The 22,934-nt window shown below is 73.8% G+C and carries 23 protein-coding genes; 8 read left to right on the forward strand and 15 right to left on the reverse strand.

Features of this window, described 5'->3' with window-relative positions; genetic code table 11:
- The first annotated feature begins 15 nt into the window (after positions 1 to 15).
- The 4 genes from EIM48_RS04405 (at position 16) to EIM48_RS04420 (ending at position 4,558) form a co-directional block, all read left to right on the forward strand.
- Positions 16 to 996, forward strand: a complete 981-nt coding sequence (locus EIM48_RS04405) for a cupin-like domain-containing protein (RefSeq protein ID WP_125111242.1) — start codon at positions 16 to 18, stop codon at positions 994 to 996.
- Entirely contained in the window at positions 996 to 2,534 is a 1,539-nt protein-coding gene (locus EIM48_RS04410) for a tryptophan halogenase family protein (protein WP_125111142.1), read from the forward strand. Before EIM48_RS04405 ends, EIM48_RS04410 begins: the two co-directional genes overlap by 1 nt.
- A gap of 244 nt (positions 2,535 to 2,778) precedes the next feature.
- On the forward strand, positions 2,779 to 3,336 hold the full coding sequence (locus tag EIM48_RS04415; protein ID WP_125111143.1) for an Ax21 family protein: 558 nt from the start codon (positions 2,779 to 2,781) through the stop codon (positions 3,334 to 3,336).
- A gap of 235 nt (positions 3,337 to 3,571) precedes the next feature.
- On the forward strand, positions 3,572 to 4,558 hold the full coding sequence (locus EIM48_RS04420) for a LysR substrate-binding domain-containing protein (protein WP_125076361.1): 987 nt from the start codon (positions 3,572 to 3,574) through the stop codon (positions 4,556 to 4,558).
- A gap of 208 nt (positions 4,559 to 4,766) precedes the next feature.
- Here the strand turns inward: EIM48_RS04420 and EIM48_RS04425 are convergent, their stop codons facing one another.
- From EIM48_RS04425 to EIM48_RS04475, 11 genes are all read right to left on the reverse strand, one after another.
- A complete protein-coding gene (locus EIM48_RS04425) occupies positions 4,767 to 5,345 on the reverse strand; it encodes a YceI family protein (RefSeq protein WP_125111144.1) in 579 nt (192 codons plus the stop codon).
- Positions 5,346 to 5,386: 41 nt separating this feature from the next.
- Complete coding sequence (locus EIM48_RS04430) at positions 5,387 to 5,863, reverse strand: TlpA disulfide reductase family protein (protein WP_019399405.1); 477 nt, start codon at positions 5,861 to 5,863, stop codon at positions 5,387 to 5,389.
- The gene (locus EIM48_RS04435; RefSeq protein WP_233581625.1) at positions 5,860 to 7,656 is read right to left on the reverse strand and encodes a protein-disulfide reductase DsbD domain-containing protein; all 1,797 of its coding nucleotides are present in this window, start codon (positions 7,654 to 7,656) and stop codon (positions 5,860 to 5,862) included. Before EIM48_RS04435 ends, EIM48_RS04430 begins: the two co-directional genes overlap by 4 nt.
- The gene (locus EIM48_RS04440) at positions 7,653 to 8,690 is read right to left on the reverse strand and encodes a cytochrome c peroxidase (RefSeq protein ID WP_028914353.1); all 1,038 of its coding nucleotides are present in this window, start codon (positions 8,688 to 8,690) and stop codon (positions 7,653 to 7,655) included. The genes EIM48_RS04435 and EIM48_RS04440 overlap by 4 nt, the downstream gene beginning before the upstream one ends.
- Before the next feature lie 8 nt (positions 8,691 to 8,698).
- Positions 8,699 to 9,175, reverse strand: coding sequence for a disulfide bond formation protein DsbD (locus tag EIM48_RS04445; protein ID WP_125111145.1), 477 nt, complete (start codon positions 9,173 to 9,175; stop codon positions 8,699 to 8,701).
- Positions 9,176 to 9,226: 51 nt separating this feature from the next.
- Positions 9,227 to 10,579, reverse strand: coding sequence for a TlpA disulfide reductase family protein (locus tag EIM48_RS04450; protein WP_125111146.1), 1,353 nt, complete (start codon positions 10,577 to 10,579; stop codon positions 9,227 to 9,229).
- Between the two features lie 230 nt (positions 10,580 to 10,809).
- Entirely contained in the window at positions 10,810 to 11,841 is a 1,032-nt protein-coding gene (locus EIM48_RS04455; RefSeq protein WP_028914351.1) for an NAD(P)H-dependent glycerol-3-phosphate dehydrogenase, read from the reverse strand.
- Between the two features lie 22 nt (positions 11,842 to 11,863).
- On the reverse strand, positions 11,864 to 12,400 hold the full coding sequence (gene secB / locus EIM48_RS04460; RefSeq protein WP_028914350.1) for a protein-export chaperone SecB: 537 nt from the start codon (positions 12,398 to 12,400) through the stop codon (positions 11,864 to 11,866).
- A gap of 108 nt (positions 12,401 to 12,508) precedes the next feature.
- Positions 12,509 to 12,943 (reverse strand): rhodanese-like domain-containing protein, encoded by a 435-nt coding sequence (locus tag EIM48_RS04465; RefSeq protein WP_026010665.1) that lies wholly within the window; start codon positions 12,941 to 12,943, stop codon positions 12,509 to 12,511.
- 67 nt (positions 12,944 to 13,010) lie between these two features.
- The gene (locus EIM48_RS04470; protein WP_019399304.1) at positions 13,011 to 13,430 is read right to left on the reverse strand and encodes a hypothetical protein; all 420 of its coding nucleotides are present in this window, start codon (positions 13,428 to 13,430) and stop codon (positions 13,011 to 13,013) included.
- Positions 13,431 to 13,461: 31 nt separating this feature from the next.
- A complete protein-coding gene (locus tag EIM48_RS04475) occupies positions 13,462 to 13,950 on the reverse strand; it encodes a YiiD C-terminal domain-containing protein (protein WP_125111147.1) in 489 nt (162 codons plus the stop codon).
- Positions 13,951 to 14,007: 57 nt separating this feature from the next.
- On the opposite strand from EIM48_RS04475, the gene EIM48_RS04480 reads away from it, so the two are divergent.
- The 3 genes from EIM48_RS04480 to EIM48_RS04490 all read left to right on the forward strand — a co-directional run bounded on the left by EIM48_RS04480 (position 14,008) and on the right by EIM48_RS04490 (position 17,088).
- On the forward strand, positions 14,008 to 14,760 hold the full coding sequence (locus EIM48_RS04480; RefSeq protein WP_028914349.1) for a uroporphyrinogen-III synthase: 753 nt from the start codon (positions 14,008 to 14,010) through the stop codon (positions 14,758 to 14,760).
- Between the two features lie 97 nt (positions 14,761 to 14,857).
- Positions 14,858 to 15,835, forward strand: a complete 978-nt coding sequence (locus EIM48_RS04485; protein WP_028914348.1) for a uroporphyrinogen-III C-methyltransferase — start codon at positions 14,858 to 14,860, stop codon at positions 15,833 to 15,835.
- Positions 15,832 to 17,088: a heme biosynthesis HemY N-terminal domain-containing protein gene (locus EIM48_RS04490; protein WP_028914347.1), complete on the forward strand. Its 1,257-nt coding sequence runs from the start codon at positions 15,832 to 15,834 to the stop codon at positions 17,086 to 17,088. Before EIM48_RS04485 ends, EIM48_RS04490 begins: the two co-directional genes overlap by 4 nt.
- A gap of 82 nt (positions 17,089 to 17,170) precedes the next feature.
- Here EIM48_RS04490 and EIM48_RS04495 read toward each other — a convergent pair whose 3' ends face one another.
- Complete coding sequence (locus tag EIM48_RS04495; RefSeq protein ID WP_019399314.1) at positions 17,171 to 18,448, reverse strand: acetyl-CoA C-acetyltransferase; 1,278 nt, start codon at positions 18,446 to 18,448, stop codon at positions 17,171 to 17,173.
- A gap of 168 nt (positions 18,449 to 18,616) precedes the next feature.
- On the opposite strand from EIM48_RS04495, the gene EIM48_RS04500 reads away from it, so the two are divergent.
- Complete coding sequence (locus EIM48_RS04500) at positions 18,617 to 19,504, forward strand: hypothetical protein (protein ID WP_019399315.1); 888 nt, start codon at positions 18,617 to 18,619, stop codon at positions 19,502 to 19,504.
- Between the two features lie 189 nt (positions 19,505 to 19,693).
- On the opposite strand, the gene EIM48_RS04505 is transcribed toward EIM48_RS04500, so the two are convergent.
- The 3 genes from EIM48_RS04505 to EIM48_RS04515 all read right to left on the reverse strand — a co-directional run bounded on the left by EIM48_RS04505 (position 19,694) and on the right by EIM48_RS04515 (position 22,887).
- Complete coding sequence (locus tag EIM48_RS04505; RefSeq protein ID WP_125076367.1) at positions 19,694 to 20,281, reverse strand: superoxide dismutase family protein; 588 nt, start codon at positions 20,279 to 20,281, stop codon at positions 19,694 to 19,696.
- 120 nt (positions 20,282 to 20,401) lie between these two features.
- The gene (gene ntrC, locus EIM48_RS04510; RefSeq protein WP_028914344.1) at positions 20,402 to 21,832 is read right to left on the reverse strand and encodes a nitrogen regulation protein NR(I); all 1,431 of its coding nucleotides are present in this window, start codon (positions 21,830 to 21,832) and stop codon (positions 20,402 to 20,404) included.
- Positions 21,829 to 22,887, reverse strand: a complete 1,059-nt coding sequence (locus EIM48_RS04515; protein WP_125076368.1) for an ATP-binding protein — start codon at positions 22,885 to 22,887, stop codon at positions 21,829 to 21,831. The genes ntrC and EIM48_RS04515 overlap by 4 nt, the downstream gene beginning before the upstream one ends.
- Between the last annotated feature and the right edge of the window lie 47 nt (positions 22,888 to 22,934).

Raw genomic sequence — 22,934 nt, forward strand, 5'->3', positions numbered from 1 at the left:
GTCGCCGCGCCCGGCATGGTGCCCGAGGCGGTGCTGCAGGGATCGCGCCCGCTGGTCCTGCGCGGCCTGGTCGCGCACTGGCCGGCGGTGGCCGCGGCGCGGGAATCGCCCGAAGCCGCCATCGCCTACCTGCGCGGGTGCGAACGCGCGGATGCGCCGCCGGCGGTCGCGACCGTCGGGCCGCCCGATATCGAGGGCCGCTTCTTCTACGACGAGGACCTGGCCGGATTCAATTTCCGCCGCGAGGAGGTGCCGCTGGGCGTGGTCCTGGCCACCCTGCGCAAGTACCTGGCGCACGAGCGGCCCCCGGCAATCTACGTCGCCTCCACCACGCTCGACACCTGGCTGCCGCGGTTCCGCGCGGCCAACGACCTGGCCCTGCCCGGCGCCGAACCGCTGGCCAGCATCTGGATCGGCAACCGCAGCCGCATCGCCGCGCACCAGGACCTGCCGGAGAACATCGCCTGCGTGGTCGCCGGGCGCAGGCGCGTGACCCTGTTCCCGCCGCAGCAGCTGCGCAACCTCTACGTCGGTCCGCTGGAATTCACCCCGGCCGGGCAGCCGGTGAGCCTGGTCGATCCGGCCGCCCCGGACCTGCAGCGCTTCCCGCGCTTCGCCGAGGCGCTGCGCCACGCCATGTCCGCCGAACTGGGCCCGGGCGACGCGGTGTTCATTCCCTCGATGTGGTGGCACCACATGGAAGGCCTGGAGGGCTTCAACGTCCTGGTGAACTACTGGTGGCGGCGCGCGCCGGCGTGGATGGACAACCCGGTGGACGCCCTGATGCTGGCCATCGCCAGCCTGCGCGGCCTGCCACCGGAGCAGCGCGCGCTGTGGCGCGACGCCTTCGAGTACTACGTGTTCGGCTACGACGAGGGGCAGGTGGCCGGCCACCTGCCGCCGGCCGCGCGTGGGGTGCTTGGTCCGCTGGACGAGGCGCGTGCGCGGCGCATCCGGGCCAAGCTGGTGCAACGGCTGCAGCAACGGGGGACCTGATGGACGACGCACGCCTGCCTTCCACCCCCATCCGCCGCGTGGTCATCGCCGGCGGCGGCACCGCCGGGTGGATGGCCGCCGCCGCGCTGGCGCGCACGCTGGGCCGGGTGCTGGACATCACCCTGGTCGAGTCGGAGCAGATCGGCACGGTCGGCGTGGGCGAGGCCACCATCCCGCCGCTACGCACCTTCCACCGCCTGCTGGGCATCGGCGAGCAGGACTACCTGGCCGCGACCCAGGGCACGATCAAGCTGGGCATCTCTTTCGAGAACTGGAGGGCGCAGGGCCACCGCTACATCCACTCCTTCGGCAGCAGCGGCCGCGACCACTGGTCGGCCGGCTTCCAGCACTTCTGGCTGCGCGGCAGGCAGGAGGGCCTGGCCGGCGATTACGCCGACTACTGCATCGAGCTGCAGGCCGCGCACCAGGACCGCTTCTCCCACCTGCCCGACTACCACGTCAACTACGCCTACCACATGGATGCGGCGCTGTACGCGCGCTTCCTGCGCGCACTGGCGCAGCGCCATGGCTGCCGGCGCGTGGAGGGAAAGATCGCCGAGGTGGAAACCGACCCGGGCAGCGGCTGCATCGGCGCGCTGAAGCTGGAAAGCGGGGACGTGCTCGAAGGCGACTTCTTCATCGACTGCACCGGCTTCCGCGCGCTGCTGATCGGGCAGGCCCTGGGCGTGGGCTTCAGCGACTGGTCGCAGTGGCTGTTGAACGACCGCGCCCTCGCCGCCCAGACCACCGCGGTGCGCGACGCGGTGCCGTATACCCGCGCCATCGCCGGGACGGCGGGCTGGCAGTGGCGCATCCCGCTGCAGCACCGCGTGGGCAACGGCATCGTCTATTCCAGCCGCTTCATGGATGATGACCAAGCGCGCGAGGCCTTCCTCTCCAGCTTGGAGGGCGAGGTGATCCGCGCGCCGTGGCCGGTACGCTTCCGCCCCGGCCAGCGCCAGCGCTGCTGGGAGAAGAACTGCGTGGCCCTGGGCCTGGCCGGCAGCTTCATCGAACCCCTGGAATCGACCACGATCCACCTGATCCAGCGCGGCATCGTGCGCCTGCTGCAGTCGTTCCCCGGGGTGCTCAGCCAGGCCGCCATCGACGATTACAACGCGCAGCTGGACGCCGAACTGCAGCACGTGCGCGACTTCGTGGTGCTGCACTACCACGCCACCGAGCGCCGCGACTCGCCGTACTGGGAGGAGGTGGCCTCGATGCGGCTGCCGCCGAGCCTGCAGCACCGCATCGACCTGTTCCGCGAGACCGGCCTGGTGTTCCACCAGCCGGGCGAGCTGTTCGCCGAGAATTCCTGGGTCCAGGTGATGATGGGCCAGGGCATCGTCCCGGCGCGCCACCATCCGGCCGCGACGGTGCTCGGCCGCGGGGACCTGCAGCGCTTCCTCGGCGACGCCCGGCGCCAGGTGCTGGAAACGGTGGCACGCATGCCCGCGCACATGGATTACCTGCGCCGCTACGCGCCGGCCCCGCCGCCGGGGCTGCAGCAGGCCGGCACTGCCGCGCAGGACGCCTGAGCGCTCCGTCCGGCGCGTTCCCGCGCGGCGATCGGCCGGATTCCGCCAAACGTTTCACACAAATCGCGTGCGCGTCGGCGCGGGTCGGCGGCGCCGCGGAAAAGTTCCCCCGGCGCGCGGGTAATTCATGTACTGGTCAGTTCTGAATTCAGGCCATGTTGCAGGTGGCGGCGAATAATGCGCCTGCCGTGAACGCGAACGCTTCGCTCACTGGCCCATAACAACGAGACAAGAGAGTCCGTACATGAAGAAGAATTCCCTGCTTGCCCTGGCCCTGATCGCCACCCTCCCGTTTGCTGCCAGCGCCGCCGATGGTGTGTCGTACAACTACGTCCAGGGCGGCTACGCCGCGACCAATACCGATGGCGCGGATGCCGACGGCTTCGGCGTGGACGCCTCGGTCGCCATCGCCCCCAACTTCCACCTGTTCGGCGGCTACAGCAACCAGGAGATCGACCACAGCTCGGTCGACTTCGACCAGTACCGCTTCGGCGTCGGCTACAACCGCGAAGTCGCCCCGGCGGTCGACCTGGTCACCAAGGTCGCCTACGAGAAGTTCGATGCCGGCCGCGGCTTCGACTACGACGGCTGGAGCGCCGAGGTCGGCGTGCGCGGCTCGCTGCATCCGAACCTGGAAGGCTACGTGATGGCCGGCTACGAGGACGGCGACGAGTACGACGGCGAGTTCTACGGCCGCATCGGCGCGCTCGCCAAGTTCAACCAGAACTGGGGCATCAGCGGCGACGTGAAGTTCGTCGATGGCGACACCCAGTGGTTCGTGGGCCCGCGCTTCACCTGGTAACCCGCGTCCTCCGCGCAGGGCGGGAGGTCTCTCTCCCCCGCCCGCCCTGCGGGGACAGTGCTGGCGTGTCCCCTCTCCCTCGCGCCAGCCACCCGGAGCCCGGCCTCGTGCCGGGCTCTTTTTTTGCGCATAGGCCGCCTGCTCATGTCGTCATGAGCATCGCGCATGGCCGCGGGCGGTCCACGGGCCGGACGCCATGACAGACTCGCGCAGCGACCACGCTCCGTGTCCCGCGATGACCCTGACCCAGCTGCGCTACTTCGCCGCCATCGTCGATGCCGGGCTCAACATCACGCTTGCGGCCCGCAAGGTCCACGCCACCCAGTCGGGACTGTCCAAGCAGATCAAGCAGCTGGAGGAGGAACTGGGCTTCCTGCTGTTCACCCGCCGTGCGCGCAGCCTCACCGCGCTGACCCCGGCGGCCGAACGCGTGCTCGAGCACGCGCGCCCGCTGCTGGCGCATGCGGCCAACATCCGCGCGCTGAGCGAGAACCTGCGCCGCGAGAGCGGCGGCGAACTGCACATCGCCACCACCCACACCCAGGCCCGCCACGTGCTGCCCCCGGTGCTGGCCGCGCTCAAGCGCAGCTACCCGCAGGTGGCCATGCACCTGGCGCCGGGCGGGGACGGCGAATCGCTGGCCCGCCTGGCGCGCGGCGAGGCCGACCTGGCCATCGTCAGCAGCAGCGGTGATCCGCCGCCGGGTGACATCCGGCTGCCGCTGTACCACTGGGAGCGGGTGGTGGTGGTGCCGGCGCGGCACCGCCTCACCCGCCTGGGCCGGCCGTTGCAGCTGGACGACCTGGTGCACTACCCGCTGGTCAGCTACGAATCCAGCCGCGAGCCCGGTTCCTCGCTGCAGCGCGCGTTCCGCGCCGCCGCACTGGAACCGCAGGTGGCGGTCACCGCGCGCGATGCCGACCTGATCGCGACCTACGTGCGCAGCGGCCTGGGCGTGGGCATCGTCGCGGAGATGGCGGTGGAGTCGATCCAGGGCGAGGACCTGGTCGCGCTGCCGGCCGACCACCTGCTGCCCACCTGCACCACCTGGCTGCTGCTGCGCCGCGACCGCCTGCTGCGCGACTACACCGCCGAGCTGGTCGCGCGCATGGTCGGGGCCGACGTGCGCGACGTGCGCCGTGTCGCCGGCGGCGAGGCCACGCCGGAATGGCCGGTACCGCACTGGCGCGAGACCGGCACCCTGCTGCGCCGCCGGCGCTGAGCGCCGCGCAGTAGCCAAGGCCATGCGGGCGGGCGCACCAGGCGTGCCGCGCCTGCGTGCGCCATCGAAGACTGGCGCGATCCGGGCCGCTGCCACGGCCGGTGCCATTGGAGTGCGGCGCCCCGGCCTACGCAGCCTAAGCCGCATCCGGATGCCAGCGCCGCGCGTCCCAGGCGCGTGCATCCCGGATGCGGTGTTGGCGCCAGGCCTACTGCACGCCGCCGGCCAGGGCCAGGAGCTGGATCCGGATCTCCAGTTCGTCGCCGATGTGCGGCAGCTGCTGCACCAGGCCGAACTCGCTGCGGCGGATGCGGGTGCTGGCGGACACGCCCAGCGCCGGCGCGTCCTTGGCCGGGTGCTGCGCGGCGCGGGTCACCACGGCTTCCAGCTCGACCGGCCTGGTCACCCCGCGCAGGGTCAGGTCGCCGGCCACCTGCAGGCGCTGGCCGTCCACGCGCACCGAGCGGCTGGTGAAGCGCGCCTCGGGGAAGCGCCCGGAATCGAAATAGTCCTCGCGCTGCACGCGCTGGTTGAGGCGCTCCACGTGGCCGTCGAAGCTCGCCAGCGGCAGCACCACGTCCACCCGCGAGGTGGCGGGGCTGGTGGGGTCGTAGACCACGGTGCCGGTGGCCTCCAGCCGCGCGGTGGGGCGGGCGAAGCCGAGGTAGTCCCAGCTCACCAGCACATCGGTATGGGTCGGGTCGATGGTGTAGCTCAGCGGTGCGGCGGTGGCGCCGGCGGTGGCGGCCAGCAGCAGGGCGGCAAGGGTCGGGCGCAGCGGTTTCATGGCGGGACTCCGGGGTCGTGGAAGGAATGCACGGCGGCGGCTCAGCGCGCCGCCGCCGTCCAGGCCGCCAGTTCGGCGGCGGTGAGCGGGCCGGCCTTGCTGCGCAGCACCCTGCCCTGCGCGTCGAGCAGGACCGAGTACGGCAGCACACCCAGGCGGTTGCCATAGCGCGCGGAACTGCCGGCCTGGCCGTAGTCCACGGCCTCGACCAGCACCGGGTAGCGCACCGGCCGCCGCGCGAGGTAGGCCTGCACGCTGGCCGGCTCGTCCAGGGCGATGCCCACCACCTGCACCGCGCGCTTGCCGGCCTGCGCGGCGGCGAAGGCATCCAGCTCCGGCATCTCGCGCAGGCACGGCGCGCACCAGGTCGCCCAGTAGTTCAGCAGCACCGGCTGGCCGCGCCACTGCTCCAGCGGCGGCGCGTGCGCGGGCGCAGCGGCCTGGGCGATGGCGGCGCACAGCACCAGGGGCAGCCAGGCGAAGCGGCGGTGGCGCGCGCGGGCGGACGTGCGTTTCATGAGGCATCGCCCTGCAGCGCGGCCTCGACCTGGGCCTGGGTGGGAACGGTGGACAGCACCCGGCCGGCGCCCCCGGGGCGGAACACCACGTACAGCGGCACCCCGACCGCGCCGTGCTCGCGCAGGAACGCGGTGATCTCCGGATCCATCCGGGTCCAGTCGCCCTTGAGGTAGACCGCACCGCTGCGATGCAGGGCGGTCCGGAACGGCGCGCGCGCGAACACCCGGCGCTCGTTGGCCTTGCAGGTCACGCACCAGTCGGCGGTCATGTTCACGAACACGGTGCGGCCGTCGGCGCGCAGCCGCGCCAGCGCCTGCGCCGAGTACGGCAGGCTGCCGTCGGCCGCTTGCCGCGCCGGCTCCGGTGCCGCCGTCGGCAGGGCGTGGATCCGGTACAGCGGCCAGGCCGCGACCAGCGCCAGCAGCAAGGCCGCAAGCCGCGGTCCGCCGTTGCCGACGTGGCGCAGGCGCTCGCTGGCCCACAGCGCCAGTGCCAGCCACAGCATCCCGGCCAGCAGCCAGCCCAGGGCCTCGCTGCCGTGCTGGCGCACCAGCACCCAGGCCAGCCACGCGGAGGTGGCGTACAGCGGGAAAGCCAGCGCCTGCTTGAGGGTTTCCATCCACGGCCCCGGGCGCGGCAGGCGCGTGGCCAGCGCCGGGACGAAGCCCGCCAGCAGGAACGGCAGCGCCAGCCCGAGCCCCAGCGCCAGGAACACACCCAGCGCGGCCGCGACCGGGAGCGCAAAGGCCGCGGCCAGGGCCACGCCCATGAACGGCGCGGTGCAGGGGCTGGCTACCACCACCGCCAGCACGCCGGTGGAGAAATCGCCCCCCAACCCGTCGCGGCCTGCCAGGGCCTGGCCGGCGCCGCCCAGGCGGGTGCCGATCAGGACCACGCCCGACAGCGACAGGCCCAATGCCAGCATCACCCAGGCCAGGAACGCGACCACCACCGGCTGCTGCAGCTGGAAGCCCCAGCCCACGGCCAGGCCGGCGCCGCGCAGGGCCAGCACGATGGCACCAAGCGCGGCGAAGGCCAGCAGCACGCCGGCGGTATAGGCCAGCGCGCGGTGGCGCGCATGGCGCGGCGAGCCGCCGGATCCGGCCAGCGACAATACCTTCAGCGACAGCACCGGCAGCACGCAGGGCATCAGGTTGAGCAGCAGGCCGCCAAGCACGGCCGACAGCAGCAGCGCGGCCACGGCCGGAGCGCCGGTGGCGGCGGCTGCGGCGGTTCCGGATCCCGTCGCGCCGGCTACCCCGGCATCCACGGCCACGGTGGCGGTGGCGCCCGCGTCCGGCGCGCCTTCCACCCGCACGAGGCCGCCGTCGATCCGCAGCACCGTGGCGTGCGGCGGATAGCAGACCAGCGGCTCGACCTCGTGGCAGCCCTGCACCACCACGCGCAGGCGGGTGGCCGTGGCCGGCGCCGCGGGCGCCGCCAGCACGACCTCGGCGCTTGCCTTGCCGCGGTAGACCTCAACCGGCCCGAGGTACGGGTCGTCCTTGGCCACGCCTGGCGGCAACCGCAGTTCCGGCGCCGGCGCATCGTCCAGCGCGCGTACGTGGATGCGTTCGCGGTAGAGGTAGTAGTCGTCGGCCACGCGCCAGTGCAGGCGCAGCCGGGTCGGCGACTGCAGCCGCGCGTCCAGGGCGAACGCCTGCTCCACCGGCAGCAGGCCCGGCGGTCCTGTGTCCTTCGCATGCAGCGACGGGACCACGGCGCCGGCAAGCAATGCGCCAAGCAACGGCCAGCGCGCGCGCAGGGTACGGGGCATGGCGACCGCGCTCATCGCCGCGCCTCCAGCAGCGGCGCGTAACGCGCGTCGGTCAGCGACACCAGGAAGGCCTCCAGGTCGTCCAGCTCCTGCGCGTCCAGGCCCAGCGGGCCGGCCATCGAGGCATCGCGGCCGTGGGCGCCGGGTACCACGCGGTCCGGGTCGTTGTAGTACTCCAGCACCTCGCGCAGGGTGGCGAACATGCCGTTGTGCATGTACGGCGCGGTCACCGCCACGTTGCGCAGCGAGGGCACCTTGAACTGGCCGTCATCGGCCGGGTTGCCGGTGACTTCGCCGCGGCCACGGTCGGCGAGCCCGGCGCCGTCGTACAGGCCGATGTTGCGGAAGCGGTCGGAGGTGAAGTCCTCGCCGGAATGGCAGTCCGCGCACTTGCCCTTGCCGATGAACAGCAGGCGGCCGCGGCGCGCCGCCTCGCTGATGGCGCCGTCGTCGCCGCGCGCGTAGCGGTCGTAGGGCGAATCGCCGGACTCGAGGGTCTTCTGGTACGCAGCCAGGGCCCGGCCAAGGCTGCGCGCGGTGGCCGGACCGCCGTAGGCGGCCTCGAACGCGGCGCGGTAGGACGGGTCGGCGTTGAGCCGCGCCAGCGCCTGCTCCAGCGGCAGGTCCATCTCCAGCGGGTTCTCGATCGGGAAGATCGCCTGCTCCTCCAGGGTCTCGGCGCGGCCGTCCCAGAACATCGAGGTGCGCGCGGCGACATTGAGCACCGAGGGCGTGTTGCGCCGGCCCAGGCGTCCGCCCACGCCGGCGCTTACCGGCACGTCGTCGGCGAAGGCGCGCTCGGGGCGGTGGCAGGACGCGCAGCTGGTGCTGCGGTCGGAGGACAGCAGCGGGTCGAAGAACAGGCGCCGGCCCAGCTCCACCCGCAGCGCGGGCAGGTCGGCGGCGGCCGGTGCGCCGGTGGCGGTGGCGGCCGCGCCGGCCAGCCACGGCAGCGCGGCCAGGCCCGCGGCGGCCAGGGCCAGGCCCAGCAGCAGGCGCGGCCCGTGGCCACGACGGCGGCGGCGCGTGCGCAAAGCGGCAGCGTCCACGGCATTCCTCACGGCACGACGGCGAACGGTGCCTTGAACAGGGTGCACAGCCCGCTGCCCTCGTGGCAGCTCTGCCCGGCCAGGGTGCCGCTGACCTCGCGCGCGCCCGGCTCCAGGCGCACGCGCTGGCGGAAGGTGGCCTGCCCGGCGAAGTAGGCATAGCGGTACTCGCCGGCGAAGTTGCTGCCGCTGCGTTCCTGCGCGCCTTCCGCGCGCAGCGGCTGCAGCGCCTGGCCGCCGGACTCCACCGCCAGCCGCGCCGGGCGCGGCCCGAAGTCCCCGGCGTCGAAGCCGGCGGCGTACACGATCCAGCCCGGGCGCACCGGCGCGCTGGCCACCAGCTCGACCTCGCCCGGCGCGCCGGGCACCGCTTCGGCGCGCCAGCGCCAGTCCAGTTCCACTTCTTCCTGCGCCGGCGCCGGCGCCGCGACGAGGGCGAGCGCGCCCAGCAGCAGGCCGCGGGCGGCCTGTTTCCAGTCCCTCATGGTGCTTCCTCGTTGCGATGGCGCCTGCCGCCGCCGCGGCAGGCGCCGGGTTCAGGGTGCGGCGGCCAGCGTGGCCGGCGGCGCAGTGCCGGCATCGGCGCTGGCGTACGGGTCCGGCTCGGCCAGCAGTTCGTCAAGCAGCGCGTTGAAGCGGGCCACGTACTGCTCGTAGTACTCGCCGGTCACGGTGCCGGTGTAGCCGGTGTAGATCTCGCGCACCTCGCCCTTGCGGTCGATGATGAAGGTGGTCGGGAACGCGGCCAGGTAGTTCACGCCCTGCAGCTTCTCGGTCGCCACCTTCTTGTCGGCGATGCCGCCGAACACGATGTCGTACTGGATGTCGAAGTACTGCTTGAACTTGCCCAGCACTTTCTGGAAGTACTCGAAGCTGTCCTCCTGCTCGAACGCGACCGCCACCGCCTCGACCCCGCGGTGCCTGTTCTGCCTGAACCACGGCGCCAGGAAGTAGGTCTGGTCGGTGCAGTTCGGGCACCAGGTGCCGATCACCTCGACGATCACCACCTTGCCCTTGTACTTGTCGTCGCGCAGGGAGACGGTGTGGCCCTGCAGGTCGGGGAAGCTGAAGTCGATGCGCTTCTGCCCGTCCTTGAGGAAGGTCAGCTGGTAGGGGTCGGGCAGCTCGGCCGCCGGGTCCTTGCGGCCCTCGAAGCGCACCACGTTGTAGATGCCCGAGCCGGACACGCCCTGCAGGTTGCCGTCCTCGTCGATCGTGCCCTTGATCAGGCGCGGGCTGGGGCCGCTGAAGTGCGACAGCCAGAAGCGGTTGCCCTGGACCACGCCCTCCAGCTCACGCGAGTCGCCCACCGCGGTCATGATCACGCCGGTCAGGCGGTTGCCCTGCTGCTGGAACAGGCCGACCTGGTTGCGGCGGTTGCGGCGCTCGTCGGGGTTGTCGTCGCGCAGGCGCGCCTGGTCGGACTGCTGCAACGCCCACTTGCCGCTGAGGTCGACCCCGGCCGGCTGCTCGCGGCCGGGTTCGACGAAGCGCCAGGCCTTGCCGTGCTCGGCGGTGAACGGGATGTTGCGCGCGCCGTTGCGGCTGGGCACCAGGTCGCGGTACTCGCCGGCGAGGGTGCCGTCGTCGCGCACGGTGAACACCAGGGCGGCGTCGTAGGTGTTCATCGGCACGGACAGGGTGTCGTCGGACACGCGCTCGACCACGAAGCGGTCGCGGCGCGAACCGTTGATCAGCTCGAAGCTGGCGTCGGCCGCGTCGCGGCCCCGGACCTCGAAGTTGAACGGGATCGGGTCGCCGTCCACCGTGAACTCGCCGCGCCAGATGCCTTCCTTCGGGAAGCGCGCGGCGGCCTCGGCGGCGGCGGCCGGCAGGAGCGTGGCCAGCAATGCGGTGCCTGACCACAGCAGCGCTGCAACTGCCTTCATTGCCTCACCTCGTCGTTGGGGATGCCTCCGGGGCAACGAATGTAGGAAGCGGCACGCGGCGGCGTCCACGCGAAAACCCACGCCATGCATGGCATGTGCTCATGTGCTGATGAGGGCAGGTGCTGAGGCGGCTTCCGCGGCGGCGGCTACACCCGGCCGCCGCCTGCGATGGCGGCTCCGGTCGATCCATCATCACGGGGACCCGCGCCGCGAGCCGGCGCGGGCAGCCCTCAGCGGAACAGGGTTTCCGGGTATTCCGGCTTCTGTTCGCGGGCCAGCAGCTGCTCCAGGCCCTGGCGCGGGGTCAGCTCGCCGTGCAGCACGGCGTGCACGCCGGCGGAGATCGGCAGTTCCACGCCGTGGCGGTTGGCCAGGCGCATGACCTCGTTGGCGGTCTGCACCGATTCGACCACCTGGCCGATCTCGCGCACCGCCTCGTGCAGCTCCTTGCCGCGGCCCAGGGCCAGGCCCAGGCGGCGGTTGCGCGACAGGTCGCCGGTGCAGGTCAGCACCAGGTCGCCGAGGCCGGCCAGGCCCATCAGGGTCTCCGGGCGCGCGCCGATCGCCGCGGCCAGGCGCAGCATCTCGTTGAGGCCGCGGGTGATCAGGCCGGCACGGGCATTGAGGCCCAGCTCCATGCCGTCGGCCACGCCGGTGGCCACCGCCAGCACGTTCTTCATCGCCCCGCCCAGCTCGGCGCCGACCATGTCGTCGCCGGTGTAGGCGCGGAACGCGGGGCCGTGCAAGGCCGCGGCGACCTTGCGGGTAAACGCCGGGTCCTCGCCGTGCACGGTCACCGCGGTGGGCAGGCCCAGGGTGACTTCCTTGGCGAACGAGGGGCCGGTAACCACGGCCAGCGGCACGCCCGGGCCCAGCACGTCGGCGGCAACCTCGTGCAGGAAGCGGCCGGAGCCGGGCTCGAAGCCCTTGGTCGCCCAGGCCACGCCGGCACCGGCCGGCAGCAGCGGCTTGAGCGCGTGCAGGGTCTCGGTGAAGGCATGCGAGGGCACCACCACCAGCACCCAGTCGCAGCCGGCGACGGCCGCGGCCAGGTCGGTGGTGGCACGCAGGTTCCCGGGCAGCGGGATGCCCGGGAGGTAGCGCGGGTTCTCGTGGCGCTGGTCGATGGCCTCGACCACCACCGCGTCCCGGCCCCACAGGGTGGTGGCCAGGCCGTTGCGGGCGGTCAGGGTCGCCAGGGCGGTGCCCCACGACCCGGCCCCGAGGACCGCCAGCCTGCTGCTGCCGGTTGCGGCAGTCATCGGATGCGCGTTTGCCGCCGGATCAGGCGTTGCCGGCCGGCTCGGCCGAGGCCGCGTCGCCCTCGGCGGCCTGCTGCTGCGCGGCCTGGGCCTGGCGCTGGCGCAGGGTCTCGGCGTACAGCGCGTCGAAGTTGATCGGCTGCAGCAGGAACGGCGGGAAGCCGCCGGCCTGGACCAGGTCGCTGACCAGCTGGCGCACGTACGGGAACAGGATGTTCGGGCACTGGGTGCCCAGCAGCACGTCCACGCCCTGCGGCGGCAGGCCGGCGATGCCGAACACGCCGGCCTGGTCGACCTCGACCACGTAGGCGGTCTTCTCGCCGACCTTGCAGGTCAGGGTGACGCGCAGGGAGACCTCGAACGCGGTCTCGTTCAGGCGCTGCACGCGCTGGTTGAGGTTCAGCTGCAGGTCCGGCTGGCCCTGCTCGTTGAAGATCGCCGGCGAATTGGGCGACTCGAAGGAAACGTCCTTGACGTAGATCTTCTCGACGCTGAAGGCCGCGCCGGCGGCTTCCTGCGGGGCGGGGGCGGCAGCGCCGTTGGTGGTTTCGTCGGACATTTCGGACTCCGGAATCGCTGGTTGGATGGCCGGCTGAACCGGCCGGGAACGGAACGCGGGATTATGGCACGTGCGCCGGACGCGGGTAGCCCCGGGGCGCGGCCGGGCTCAGCGGCCCTTGACCAGGGGCAGGCCCGCGGCCTGCCAGGCGACCAGCCCGCCGTCGAGCCAGTACACCTGCTCGAAGCCGGCCTTCTTCAGCTTGCGCGCGGCGCCGGCCGAGGCCATGCCGGTGCGGCACACCACCACCACCGGCGACTGCTTCGCGCCGGCCAGCAGCTTGCCGGCCGGGTCGAACTGGCTGGGGATGATGTTGCGGCTGCCGGCGATGTGGCCCTTCTCGAAATCGGCGATCGCCGACAGGTCCACCACCAGGGCGCCGGGCTGGTTGGCCACCAGCGCCAGCTCCGACGGCTTGAGCGCCTTGTAGCCGCGCAGCAGGCGCATGATCTCGGTGTAGATGATCGCCACGGTCAGACCGGCCAGCGCCAGCGACAGCATCGGGTGGCGGCCGGCGAAGGCCATCAGGGTCTCAAGATTCACGGCGCGCGTTCTTCATGCGGATGGGACGGGGCGGCGATTGTCGCACATGCCCCGCGCCGCGCCGCCGCTAGTGCCCGTCCCAGAAGTCCGGCAGCCCGGAGACCTGCCACCAGCGCCGCGCCTGCGCGTCCCAGCGCCACAGCTCGCGCCAGCGCACGGTGCGCTCGGCCTGGGTGTGGCGGTTGACCGCGCCGACCTCGATCTCGCGCGCGACGGTGCCGTCGGCCAGCACCGAGCTGGTGCCCTCGCGGTAGCGGGTCACCTGCAGCTGGCGGTAGCGCTCCAGTTCCAGCCCGCTGACCGGGTGGGCGGCCAGCCATTCCGGATCGACCAGCTGCAGCGCGGCCTCGTAGTCGCTCCAGCGCACCGCCGCGGCGAACGCCTCCTGCGCCTGGCCCAGGGCCTGCGCCTGGCGCTTGCCCATGGCATGCGCCGGCAGCACCAGCGCGCACAGCGCCAGCAGCAGCAGGATCCCTGGAATGCGCATCGTCGTCCTCCGGCGGGCCATGGCCGGCATGCTAGCAGCTGGCCCCGGCGGCGCGGCCGCCGGCCATGGCCACGTAGCGGCCGCTGAACACGGTCGCATCGCCGCCGCCGGGCAGGGTGATGCGCGCGGCGATCCGGCAGCGCGCGCGGCCACGCTGGCGGAAAGTGGCGAGGAAATCCTCCCACTGCCCTTCCTCCAGCCAGGCCTCCGCCTCCAGCGCGTCGTACAGCGGCGCCAGGTAGCGCACGTGGCTGTCGGCCACGTACACGTCGGCCGGGTGCCCGGCGCGGGCCAGCTGCCAGGTGGCCAGGCCCCAGCCGGCCAGGGTCATCAGCGAGGCCAGGCTGCCGCCGAAGGCCGAGCCCTTGTCGTTGATGTTGGGCGCCAGCGGCGCGCGCAGGCGCAGGCGGCCGTCGCCGGCATGGACGATCTCGATCTGCATCTGGCGCGCCAGCGGGATCGCGCACAGCTGCGCGCGCACGGCGGCCAGGGCGGGGTCATGCGGCTCGTTCGTGGTCATCGGCAAAGGGTAGCGGAAGCCCGGCCCGGGCCGGTCCGCGGCCCGCATAATGCGCGGATGCCTGCACCCCCTCCGCCCTGGACCCTGGTCTCGCTGCGCCCCGCCGGCGGCCACGACGCCATGCGCCGCGCCGCCGCGCGGCATGGCGCGCGCCTGCTGGCACTGTCGCCGTGGGCGTTGCGCCCCTGCGACGACGACGATGCCCGCCGCGCGCTCGACGCGGCCCTGGCCTGCGAGGCGGTGCTGTTCACCAGCCCGGCGGCGGTGCGCGCCGCCGCGGCCCTGCGCCCGCTGCGGCCGGGTCCCGGCCAGGCCTGGCTGGCGGTGGGCGCCGGCAGCGCCGCCGCCCTGCGCCGCGCCGGCGTGGCCCGGGCGCAGGCCCCGGCGCGGATGGACAGCGAGGGCGTGCTGGCGCTGCCCGCGCTGGCCGCGCCCGCCAGCGTCGGCCTGGTCACCGCCCCGGGCGGACGCGGGATGATCGCGCCGACGCTGGAAGGCCGCGGCGCGCGGGTGCTGCGCGCCGACGTCTACCGCAGGGAGCCGCTGCCGCCGGCGCCGCGCGCGCTGGCCGCGCTGCGCGCGCTGCAGGGCCCGGCCTGCGTGGCGGTCAGCAGCGGCGAGGCGCTGGAACGGGTGCTGGACGGCTGGCCGGAGGACGCGGTCGCGGTCCTGCGCCGCTGCGCCGTGGCCGCCGCCAGCGAACGCCTGGCGGAACTGGCGCGCGCGCGCGGCTTCGCCCGCGTCGCCTCCGCCGCCAGCCCGCGCCCGGCGGCACTGGCGGCGCTGGCGCAACAGCTGGTTGCCGGGTGAGTCCTTGCGGGCGCGGCGGCGGCCAAGCGATGCTTGCCGCTGGCCGGATGGCCGCCTGGAGCGCGGCACCCCCCGCCCGGCCGAACAGGATGCAGCCGTGAACGAGACTCCCCCTTCCCGCCGGCCATCCACGCGCGCGCTCGCGTGGCTGCTGGTCCCGCTCGTACTGGTGCTGGCCGGCGCCTTCGCCTGGCATGCCTGGCGCCAGCAACAGGCGCGCCTGCACGACCGCAACGCCGACCAGGCGCGCCAGCTGGAAACCCTGATCGCGCGCATGGACAACCTGCGCAGCGACCTGGCCACCCAGTCGCGCCTGATCCGTGATGCGTCCAATGCCAACCGCGTGCTGCGCGACGAGGTACTGGGCCTGGGCCAGCGCAACGCGCTGCTGGAGGACAACGTCGCGCGGCTGGCCGCCAGCAGCCGCGACGGCAGCCGCAGCGCGCGCCTGGACGAGGCCGAGCTGCTGCTGGTGATGGGTGCACAGCGCCTGCGCATCGCCGGCGACGTGGAAGGCGCGCGCCGCGCCTACGCGCTGGCCGCCAGCCTGCTCGAGGGCCTGCACGACCCCGGCCTGCTCAACCTGCGCCAGACCCTGGCCGAGGAGCGCGCCGCGCTGGACCGGCTCGGCCCCGGCCCGCGCGCGGCCATCGCCGCGCGCCTGGACGCGGTGGCCGCGCGCCTGGCCGACCTGCCGCTGGAAGCCCCGGCGGCCGACGAAGGCCGCCCGCAACCGTGGTGGCAGCGCGCGCTGGCGCCGCTGGTGCAGGTGCGCCCGGCCGGCAGCCACGAACTGCTGACCGGCAGCGAGCGCATCGCCGCCGAAACCACCCTGCAGCTGGAACTGACCCTGGCCCGCGCCGCGCTCGAGCGCGGCGACGCGCCGGCGTTCGGTTCGGCGCTGCAGCGCGCGCAGGCGGCGATCCGCCGGTTGTGGCCGGATTCACCCGCCCTGCGCGAGGTTCAGGGTCAACTGCAGGCCTTGCGCGGCCAGCCGCTGGAACTGCAGGAACCGGTGCTGGAAGCCACCCTGCTGCAGCTGCGGGCCGCGCGCGAAGCGAGGAGTGTGCAATGAAGCCGTATCGATGGCTGGTGGCGTTGCTGGTCGCGGCGGTGCTGGGCGTGCTGGCCGCGCAATGGATCGCGCAGCAGGACCCGGCCGCGCTGGGCCGGGTGATCGTGCGCACCGGCGGTTACGACTACAGCACCAGCCTGCCGGTGGCCATCGCCCTGGCGGCGCTGGCGCTGGTGGTGCTGGGCGCGGCCTGGCACCTGCTGCGGCTGCCGTTCCGCGCCTGGGGCCGCTACCGCAAGCGCCAGGGCCGCGGGCGCCTGATCGAGGGCATGCGCGCGGTCTACGGCGGTCGCTGGAGCCAGGGCGAACGCCTGCTCGGCAATGCCGCCGACGATGCCGAGGCCGGCACCCTGGCCCTGGCCGGCGCGGTGCGCGCGGCCGATGCACGCGGCGACGAGGCCGCGGCCGCGCAGTGGCTGGCGCAGCTGGCGCAGCGCGACCCGGTGCTGCACGCGGTGCTGCAGGGCGAGCGCATGCTGGCGCGCGGCCGTCCGGTGGACGCGATCAACGCGCTGGACGTGGCCGAGGCGCAGCCGCTGCCGCCGCGCGGCCTGCTGTTGCGCGCCCGCGCCCTGGCCGCGGTGCACCGCGCCGGCGAGGCCTACGGCCTGCTCGGCGCGCTGCGCCAGCAGGCAGTGCTGCCGGCCGACGAGCTGGCCACCCTGGAGCTCGACCTGGCGGCCGCCTCGCTGGAGGAGACCGACGACGCCAACCTGCTGGCCGAGCGCTGGGAAGCCATGCCCAAGACCCTGCGCACCGAGCCGGCGGTGGTCGGGGCCTATGCCCGCCGCGCCGCCGCGCTGGGCTGGCACGAGGCGGCCATGCGCCACCTGGAGCAGGCGCTGGACGCGCACTGGGACGAGGAGCTGGTGGACCTGTACGCGCGGCTGCCGGTCGGCCACGTGGATTCGCGCCGGGCCAGCGCCCAGCGCTGGCTGCAGCAGCACCCGGGCAGCCCGGCGCTGCTGGTGGCGCTGGCGCGCCTGGCAAGGCAGCAGGAGCAGTGGCCGCAGGCGCGCGACTTCCTGCAGCGGGCACTGGAACAGGGCGCCGGCGCCGAGGCCTGGGAACTGCTGGGCGACGGCCTGGCCGAGGCCGGCGACCACGCCCTGGCCGCGCAGGCCTACGCCAACGCGCTGCTGGCAGGACGCGGCGAACCGGTGCAACCACTGCCGGCGCGCCTGCTCCAGCCGCCGGCCGACGCCGCCCCGGAGGAACGCGACGCCAACGGCCTGCCGCGGCTGGTGGAGTGATCCGCCGCGGCGCGGATCCCGGCGACCCGGAAAAGGAAAGGCGGCCCCAGGGCCGCCTTTCTTCGTTGCGCCGGCGCCGGGATCAGCGCTCGACGATCGCCACCACGCCCATGCCGCCGGCGGTGCAGATCGAGACCAGGGCGCGGCCGCCGCCGCGCTCGGCCAGCTGCTTGGCCGCGGTGGCGATGATGCGCGCGCCGGTGGCGGCGAACGGATGGCCGGTGGCCAGCGAGGAACCGACCGGGTTGATCTTCTCCGGGTCGATCCGGCCCAGCGGCGCGTCCAGGCCCAGGCGGGTGCGGCAGTAGTCCTCGCTCTCCCAGGCGCGCAGGGTGCACAGCACCTGCGCGGCGAAGGCCTCGTGGATCTCGTAGATGTCGAAGTCCTGCAGGGTCAGGTTGTTGCGGCGGAGCATCTCGGCCACCGCCACGGTCGGCGCCATCAGCAGGCCCTCGCCGTGGACGAAGTCCACCGCCGACACGTGCGCGTCGCGCAGGTAGGCCAGCGGCTCGTGGCCGTGGGCGCGGGCCCACTCCTCGGTGGACAGCAGCACCGCCGCGGCGCCGTCGGTCAGCGGGGTCGAGTTGGCGGCGGTCAGGGTGCCGCGGCCGGAGGTCTTGTCGAACGCCGGCTTGAGCGTGGCCAGCTTCTCCAGCGAGGTGTCCGGACGCAGGATGTTGTCGCGCTCCACGCCGCGGAACGGCGCGATCAGGTCGGAGAAGAAGCCGCGCTCGTAGGCGGCGGCCAGCTTCCTGTGCGAGGACACCGCCCACTCGTCCTGCGAGTCACGCGAGATGTTCCACTGCTTGGCCATGTCCTCGCAGTGGTCGCCCATGCTCTTGCCGGTGCGCGGCTCGGCCACGCCCGGGAACTCGGGCTTGAGTTCGGACAGGCGGAAACCCTTGAATGCGGCCAGCTTGTCCTTGAAGGTCTTGCCGCGGTTGGCGGCCAGCAGGCGCGCGCGCAGCTTCTTGCCGTAGACGATCGGCACGTCGGAGGTGGTGTCCGAGCCGCCGCCGATGCCCGAGTCGATCTGCCCGACCGCGATCTTGTTGGCGATGGTGATGATCGAATCCAGGCTGGTGCCGCAGGCGCGCTGCAGGGTGATGCCCGGGGTCAGCGGCGACAGGCCCGACGACAGCGCCGCCTCGCGGCCCAGGTTCCAGTCCGAGGAGTGCTTGATGACCGCGCCCATGGCCACCTCGCCCAGCTGCTGCCCGTGCAGGCCGAAGCGCTCGACCAGCGCCCCCAGGGTGCGCACCGACATGCCAAGGTTGCCCACGTCGGAGTAGGCGGTGTTCTGGCGGCAGAACGGGATGCGGACGCCGCCGAGGATGGCGACGGGGCGGGTGGATGGCATGGGATGACCTCGGGTGGATTCCATCGGGATTACGGTCTGCATACGCGACCGAATGCATAATGGCCGAAGTGTATCCCCCAGCCGTCAGGCGGCCAACGATGCAGACCCATTTCGCGATGAACGGCGGCCCGCGCCGCCAGTCCCACCCTTCCCGGCGGAGGACTGCGCGTGGCTGACACCGTGTTCCGTGGCGTGTTCGCGCTGGAGCTGGCCGGGGGGCAGGCGCCCGGCCGCGCCGCGCTGTCCCAGGAAGAGGCCGGCACCCTGGCGGTGGCCGTGGGCCGCGACCTGGCGCGGCTGGTGCCGGACGTCGCCTCGCTGGACCTGGTCCTGGCCGCCGCCCACTTCGACCCGGCCGAGGCCCTGCGCCCGGGCTGGTCGCTGCACCGCCGGCTGGAGGAGCTGCACATGCGTGCCCCGGGCCGCAACCAGGGCCCGCGCGTGGTCGCCTTCGGCACCGATGCGGACGGCGACGTCCCGCTGCCGCTGCAGGCCGACCCGGCCCTGACCGGCGGCGGCCTGCGCGTGCTGCCCTTCATCCTCGCCGGCGAGCCGCAGACCCTGGCGGTGGTCGCCGGCGCGCTGGAGGAAAGCCTGCTGCCGCAGGGCATGGCCGGTGCCGACACCGCGCTGCTGGCGCAGGACGGCTTCCGCGCCCGGATCGAGCATGCGCGCTACCTCAGCGCCCACGACCTGGCGGCGATGATGGCCATGCAGTACGACAACCAGGGCCTGTCGGCGCTGTGGAACCTGATCGAGGCGGCGCTGCTGGCGCCGGGCTCGGAGGAATGGCTGGACGCCGGCCCCGAACCGCTGCTGCGGCTGGCCGACGGCGAGGCGCGCATGGCCCTGTTCGACCCGGCCGGCTGGTGCGCGCACTACCACGGCGGCACCCCGGGCGAAGGCGAGTGCGAGCGCCTGCAGCGGCTGTACGAGCTGTTCCTGGCGCGCCAGCGGCAGCTGGCCGCGGTGCTGGAGGCACACGGCATCCCGGTGCTGTACGTGCACGCCAACGGCCAGCAGGACGCGCGCGCCCTGCTTTCGCAAGCGGCCTGATCCGCAGGCTGCATCCCGCAGCCGTTGCGGCGTCTTCCCGCCCGCGTGCGGCGGATGCGTCCACGCCCCTGCACACCGGAGCGCGGCCCGGACCGTGGCCCCGGCCGCGCCGCCTTGCAGCGCGGGTTTTCGCGCGCGGCCCGGGACCCGGCCCCCTCCGTCCGCCGGAGGGGAGGGCCCTGGTGCCGCTCAGCGCACGACCTTGATCACCCCGCAGGCCACGCGCGCGCCGGCGTTGCCGGTGGGCTGGCTCTGGTAGTCGTCCGGGTCGGCATGCACGATCACCGCGCGCCCGGCGATGTCGTTGGCCGCGCCGCCGCCCAGGGTCACCCCTAGCAGGTGCGCATCGACCGTGGCCACGCCCTCGGCGTCGCTGCTGATGTTGTCCATGTCCCCGCCATGGTGGGCGCCGCTGCCGGCGCGGCCGTGCGGGGCACCGGCCGGGTTGAAGTGGCTGCCGGCGCTGGTGGCGTCGGCCGCGCTGCAATCGCCCTTTTCGTGCACGTGGAAACCGAACTGGCCGTTGGCCGGCAGCCCGCCGACCTGGCCGCGCACGTGCACGCCGCCGTCCATCGGCACCAGGACCAGGGTGCCGCTGACCCGGCTGCCGGAGGCCGAGGCCAGCGCCACGCGCGCTTCCTGCGCGGTGCTGGTGGCGACCGGCTCGGCCGGCGCCGGCGGTGCCGGGGCCACCGGCTCGGTGGTGCTGCAGCCGGCCAGCAGGGCCAGGGCCGCCAGGGCGGGCAATGCGATTCGCGGATGGGCGGGAGTCTTCATGCACGTGCACCGGTCAGTGGAACGGACCGCCATGGTGTCCGCTGGCGCGTTGCCGGGCAATCAAGGGCCGCGGCCCCCCATCCGCGACGGCTCGCCCGCACCGCAGCGGGGCCACGCCGCTCAGCGCTCGCGGCGGCGCCCCGGGCCCAGCTTGCGGGTGACGGTGTTGCGGCCCACGCCCAGCAGCGCCGCCGCTTCCACCCGGCGGCCGCCGGTGTGTTCCAGGGCGGCGTTGAGCAGGGCCCGGTCGAAGCGTTCGCGCGCCTCGGCGTGCAGGTCGCGGGCGCCGGCGCGCAGGCAGTCCAGCGCCCATTGCCGCAGCTGCATGTCCCACTGCGCGGCGCTGGCCGGCGCCGCCGGCGGCGCGGCCACCGGTGCTTGCAGCACCTGCAGGTCCTCCAGGGTGATGGTTTCGCCCGGGGCCAGCGCGGCCAGGCGCCAGCACAGGTTCTGCAGCTCGCGTACGTTGCCCGGCCAGTCCATCGCCTGCAGCGCGGCCAGCGCCGCCGGCTCGAAGCGCTTGGCGCCGCCGCCGAGCTTGCGCGAGGCGCGGTGCAGGAAGGTGGTGGCCAGCAGCGGGATGTCGCCGCGGCGCTCGCGCAGGGCCGGGATCTGCAGCCGCACCACGTTGAGCCGGTGCAGCAGGTCGGCGCGGAAGCGGCCCTGCTGCACCAGCGCCTCCAGGTCCTGGTGGGTGGCGGCGATCACCCGCACGTCCACCCGGATCAGCTCGCGGCCGCCCACGCGGAAGAACTCGCCCTCGGCCAGCACGCGCAGCAGGCGGGTCTGCAGCGAGGCCGGCATGTCGCCGATCTCGTCCAGGAACAGGGTGCCGCCGTTGGCCTGCTCGAAGCGGCCCACGTGCCGCTTCTGCGCGCCGGTGAAGGCGCCGGCCTCGTGCCCGAACAGTTCGCTCTCCAGCAGCTCGGCCGGGATCGCGGCGGTGTTGAGCGCCACGAACGGGCCATCGGCGCGCGGCGACTCGCGGTGCAGGGCGCTGGCGACCAGTTCCTTGCCGGTGCCGGTCTCGCCGGTGATCAGCACCGACAGCGGCGCCTGGGCCAGGCGGCCGATCGCGCGGAACAGCGCGCGCATGGCCGGGGTGTCGCCGATCAACTCCTGGCTGGCGGCCTCCTCGGCGGCGGCGGCCGGCACCGGCGGCGGTGGCGGCGCGCCCTCGGCCGGCAGCGCGCGTGCGGCCAGCGCCACCGCGTCGTCCAGGTCGAACGGCTTGGACAGGAACTCGTGGGCGCCGCCGCGGAAGGCCGAGGCGGTGCTGGCCACGTCGGTGTAGGCGCTCATCACGATCACCGGCAGCTGCGGGTGCGCGGACTTGAGCCGGTCCAGCAGCTTGAGGCCGTCGTCGCCGGGCATGCGCACGTCGGTGAACAGCAGGTCCGGGGCGCCACGCACGCGCAGTGCCGCCAGCGCGCTGGCGGCGTTCTCGAAGCCGTCCACCTCGTAGCCGGCGTCGCGCAGCGCGGTCGCCAGCACGAAGCGCACCGAGCGGTCGTCGTCCACCACCCAGACGCGGCGGCTCTCGGAATTCATGCGGCGGTCTCTCCTTCAGGCTCGGTCTGCGGCAGCAGCAGGGTGAAAACGGTATGGCCGGGGCGGGAACGGAAGGTCAGGGTGCCGCGGTGCTCGCGCGCCACCTGGTGGGCCAGGGCCAGCCCCAGGCCGGTGCCCTCGGCGCGGCCGCTGACCAGCGGCAGGAACAGGTGCTCGGCCAGCTCCTCCGGCACCCCGCGGCCGTCGTCCACGATCTCCACCCGCAGCGCGCGTGCGTGCAGGTGGTCGCGGATGTTGAGGCCATGCTCGAAGCGGGTGCGCAGGATGATGGTCGAGGCTCCCGCCTGCAAAGCGTTGTTGACCAGGTTCCACACCGCCTGGGCGAGGCGGTCGGCGTCGCCGGGGAATTCCGGGATCGAGGGGTCGTAGTCGCGCTGCATGCGCACCGGGCGGCGGCCCTCGGCCTCGGCCTCGGCCAGGCGCAGCACGCGCTCGAGCACGGCATGGATGTTCAACGGCGCGTGCGGCCGCTGCGGCGCCGGCGACAGCAGCTGGTCGACCAGGCTGCTCAGGCGCTCGATCTCCGAGCCGATCAGCTCGATCAGCTCGCGCTCGCCGGCATCGTCCTGGCGGCTGGCGGCACGCCGCGACAGTAGCTGGGCCGCGCCCTTGAGCCCGGCCAGCGGGTTGCGCAACTCGTGGGCCAGGCCCTTGAGCGCGGCCTGCAACGCCCCGGGCAGGGCCTGGGCCGCGTCCGGCAGGGTCAGGTCGTCGCAGGGATGGGCCTCCAGCAGCCAGCCGCCCTCGACCCGGGTGACCCAGCCATCGGCCAGGCGCGGGGCCTCGCCGGGCAGGCCCAGGGCGATGCGGTGCAGGCGCAGGATCTCGCGCTCGTCCTGCTCCAGGAACCGGGCCAGGGCGTCGCCCTCCTGCTCCAGTGCCGCCAGCGGCTGCCCGACCAGGCGCCGCGGGCCGATCCCCAGCCAGCGCGGGAAGGCGGCATTGACCCCGGCGATCCGCGCCTGGGCATCGGCCCAGACCACGGGCGTGGCCAGGTGTTCGAGGGTGGGTGCGGCTACGGCGCTCATCGACATTGCACCAATCTAGTGCATGGCGCCGATGGCGGCGATGGCCGCCGCGG

This window comes from Pseudoxanthomonas sp. SGNA-20 (genome assembly GCF_003931635.1).
GTDB lineage: Bacteria > Pseudomonadota > Gammaproteobacteria > Xanthomonadales > Xanthomonadaceae > Pseudoxanthomonas.

Bases quoted from the DNA above. Each gene is read 5' to 3' on its own strand.
- EIM48_RS04455 (WP_028914351.1), bottom strand. From the start codon at position 11,841: ATGACTGCCGCAACCGGCAGCAGCAGGCTGGCGGTCCTCGGGGCCGGG.
- EIM48_RS04425 (WP_125111144.1), bottom strand. From the start codon at position 5,345: ATGAAACCGCTGCGCCCGACCCTTGCCGCCCTGCTGCTGGCCGCCACC.
- EIM48_RS04505 (WP_125076367.1), bottom strand. From the start codon at position 20,281: ATGAAGACTCCCGCCCATCCGCGAATCGCATTGCCCGCCCTGGCGGCC.
- EIM48_RS04410 (WP_125111142.1), top strand. From the start codon at position 996: ATGGACGACGCACGCCTGCCTTCCACCCCCATCCGCCGCGTGGTCATC.
- EIM48_RS04445 (WP_125111145.1), bottom strand. From the start codon at position 9,175: ATGAGGGACTGGAAACAGGCCGCCCGCGGCCTGCTGCTGGGCGCGCTC.
- EIM48_RS04420 (WP_125076361.1), top strand. From the start codon at position 3,572: ATGACCCTGACCCAGCTGCGCTACTTCGCCGCCATCGTCGATGCCGGG.
- EIM48_RS04450 (WP_125111146.1), bottom strand. From the start codon at position 10,579: ATGAAGGCAGTTGCAGCGCTGCTGTGGTCAGGCACCGCATTGCTGGCC.
- EIM48_RS04515 (WP_125076368.1), bottom strand. From the start codon at position 22,887: ATGTCGATGAGCGCCGTAGCCGCACCCACCCTCGAACACCTGGCCACG.
- EIM48_RS04490 (WP_028914347.1), top strand. From the start codon at position 15,832: ATGAAGCCGTATCGATGGCTGGTGGCGTTGCTGGTCGCGGCGGTGCTG.
- EIM48_RS04435 (WP_233581625.1), bottom strand. From the start codon at position 7,656: ATGAGCGCGGTCGCCATGCCCCGTACCCTGCGCGCGCGCTGGCCGTTG.
- EIM48_RS04480 (WP_028914349.1), top strand. From the start codon at position 14,008: ATGCCTGCACCCCCTCCGCCCTGGACCCTGGTCTCGCTGCGCCCCGCC.
- EIM48_RS04430 (WP_019399405.1), bottom strand. From the start codon at position 5,863: ATGAAACGCACGTCCGCCCGCGCGCGCCACCGCCGCTTCGCCTGGCTG.
- ntrC (WP_028914344.1), bottom strand. From the start codon at position 21,832: ATGAATTCCGAGAGCCGCCGCGTCTGGGTGGTGGACGACGACCGCTCG.
- EIM48_RS04495 (WP_019399314.1), bottom strand. From the start codon at position 18,448: ATGCCATCCACCCGCCCCGTCGCCATCCTCGGCGGCGTCCGCATCCCG.
- EIM48_RS04405 (WP_125111242.1), top strand. From the start codon at position 16: ATGGTGCCCGAGGCGGTGCTGCAGGGATCGCGCCCGCTGGTCCTGCGC.
- EIM48_RS04475 (WP_125111147.1), bottom strand. From the start codon at position 13,950: ATGACCACGAACGAGCCGCATGACCCCGCCCTGGCCGCCGTGCGCGCG.
- secB (WP_028914350.1), bottom strand. From the start codon at position 12,400: ATGTCCGACGAAACCACCAACGGCGCTGCCGCCCCCGCCCCGCAGGAA.
- EIM48_RS04470 (WP_019399304.1), bottom strand. From the start codon at position 13,430: ATGCGCATTCCAGGGATCCTGCTGCTGCTGGCGCTGTGCGCGCTGGTG.
- EIM48_RS04415 (WP_125111143.1), top strand. From the start codon at position 2,779: ATGAAGAAGAATTCCCTGCTTGCCCTGGCCCTGATCGCCACCCTCCCG.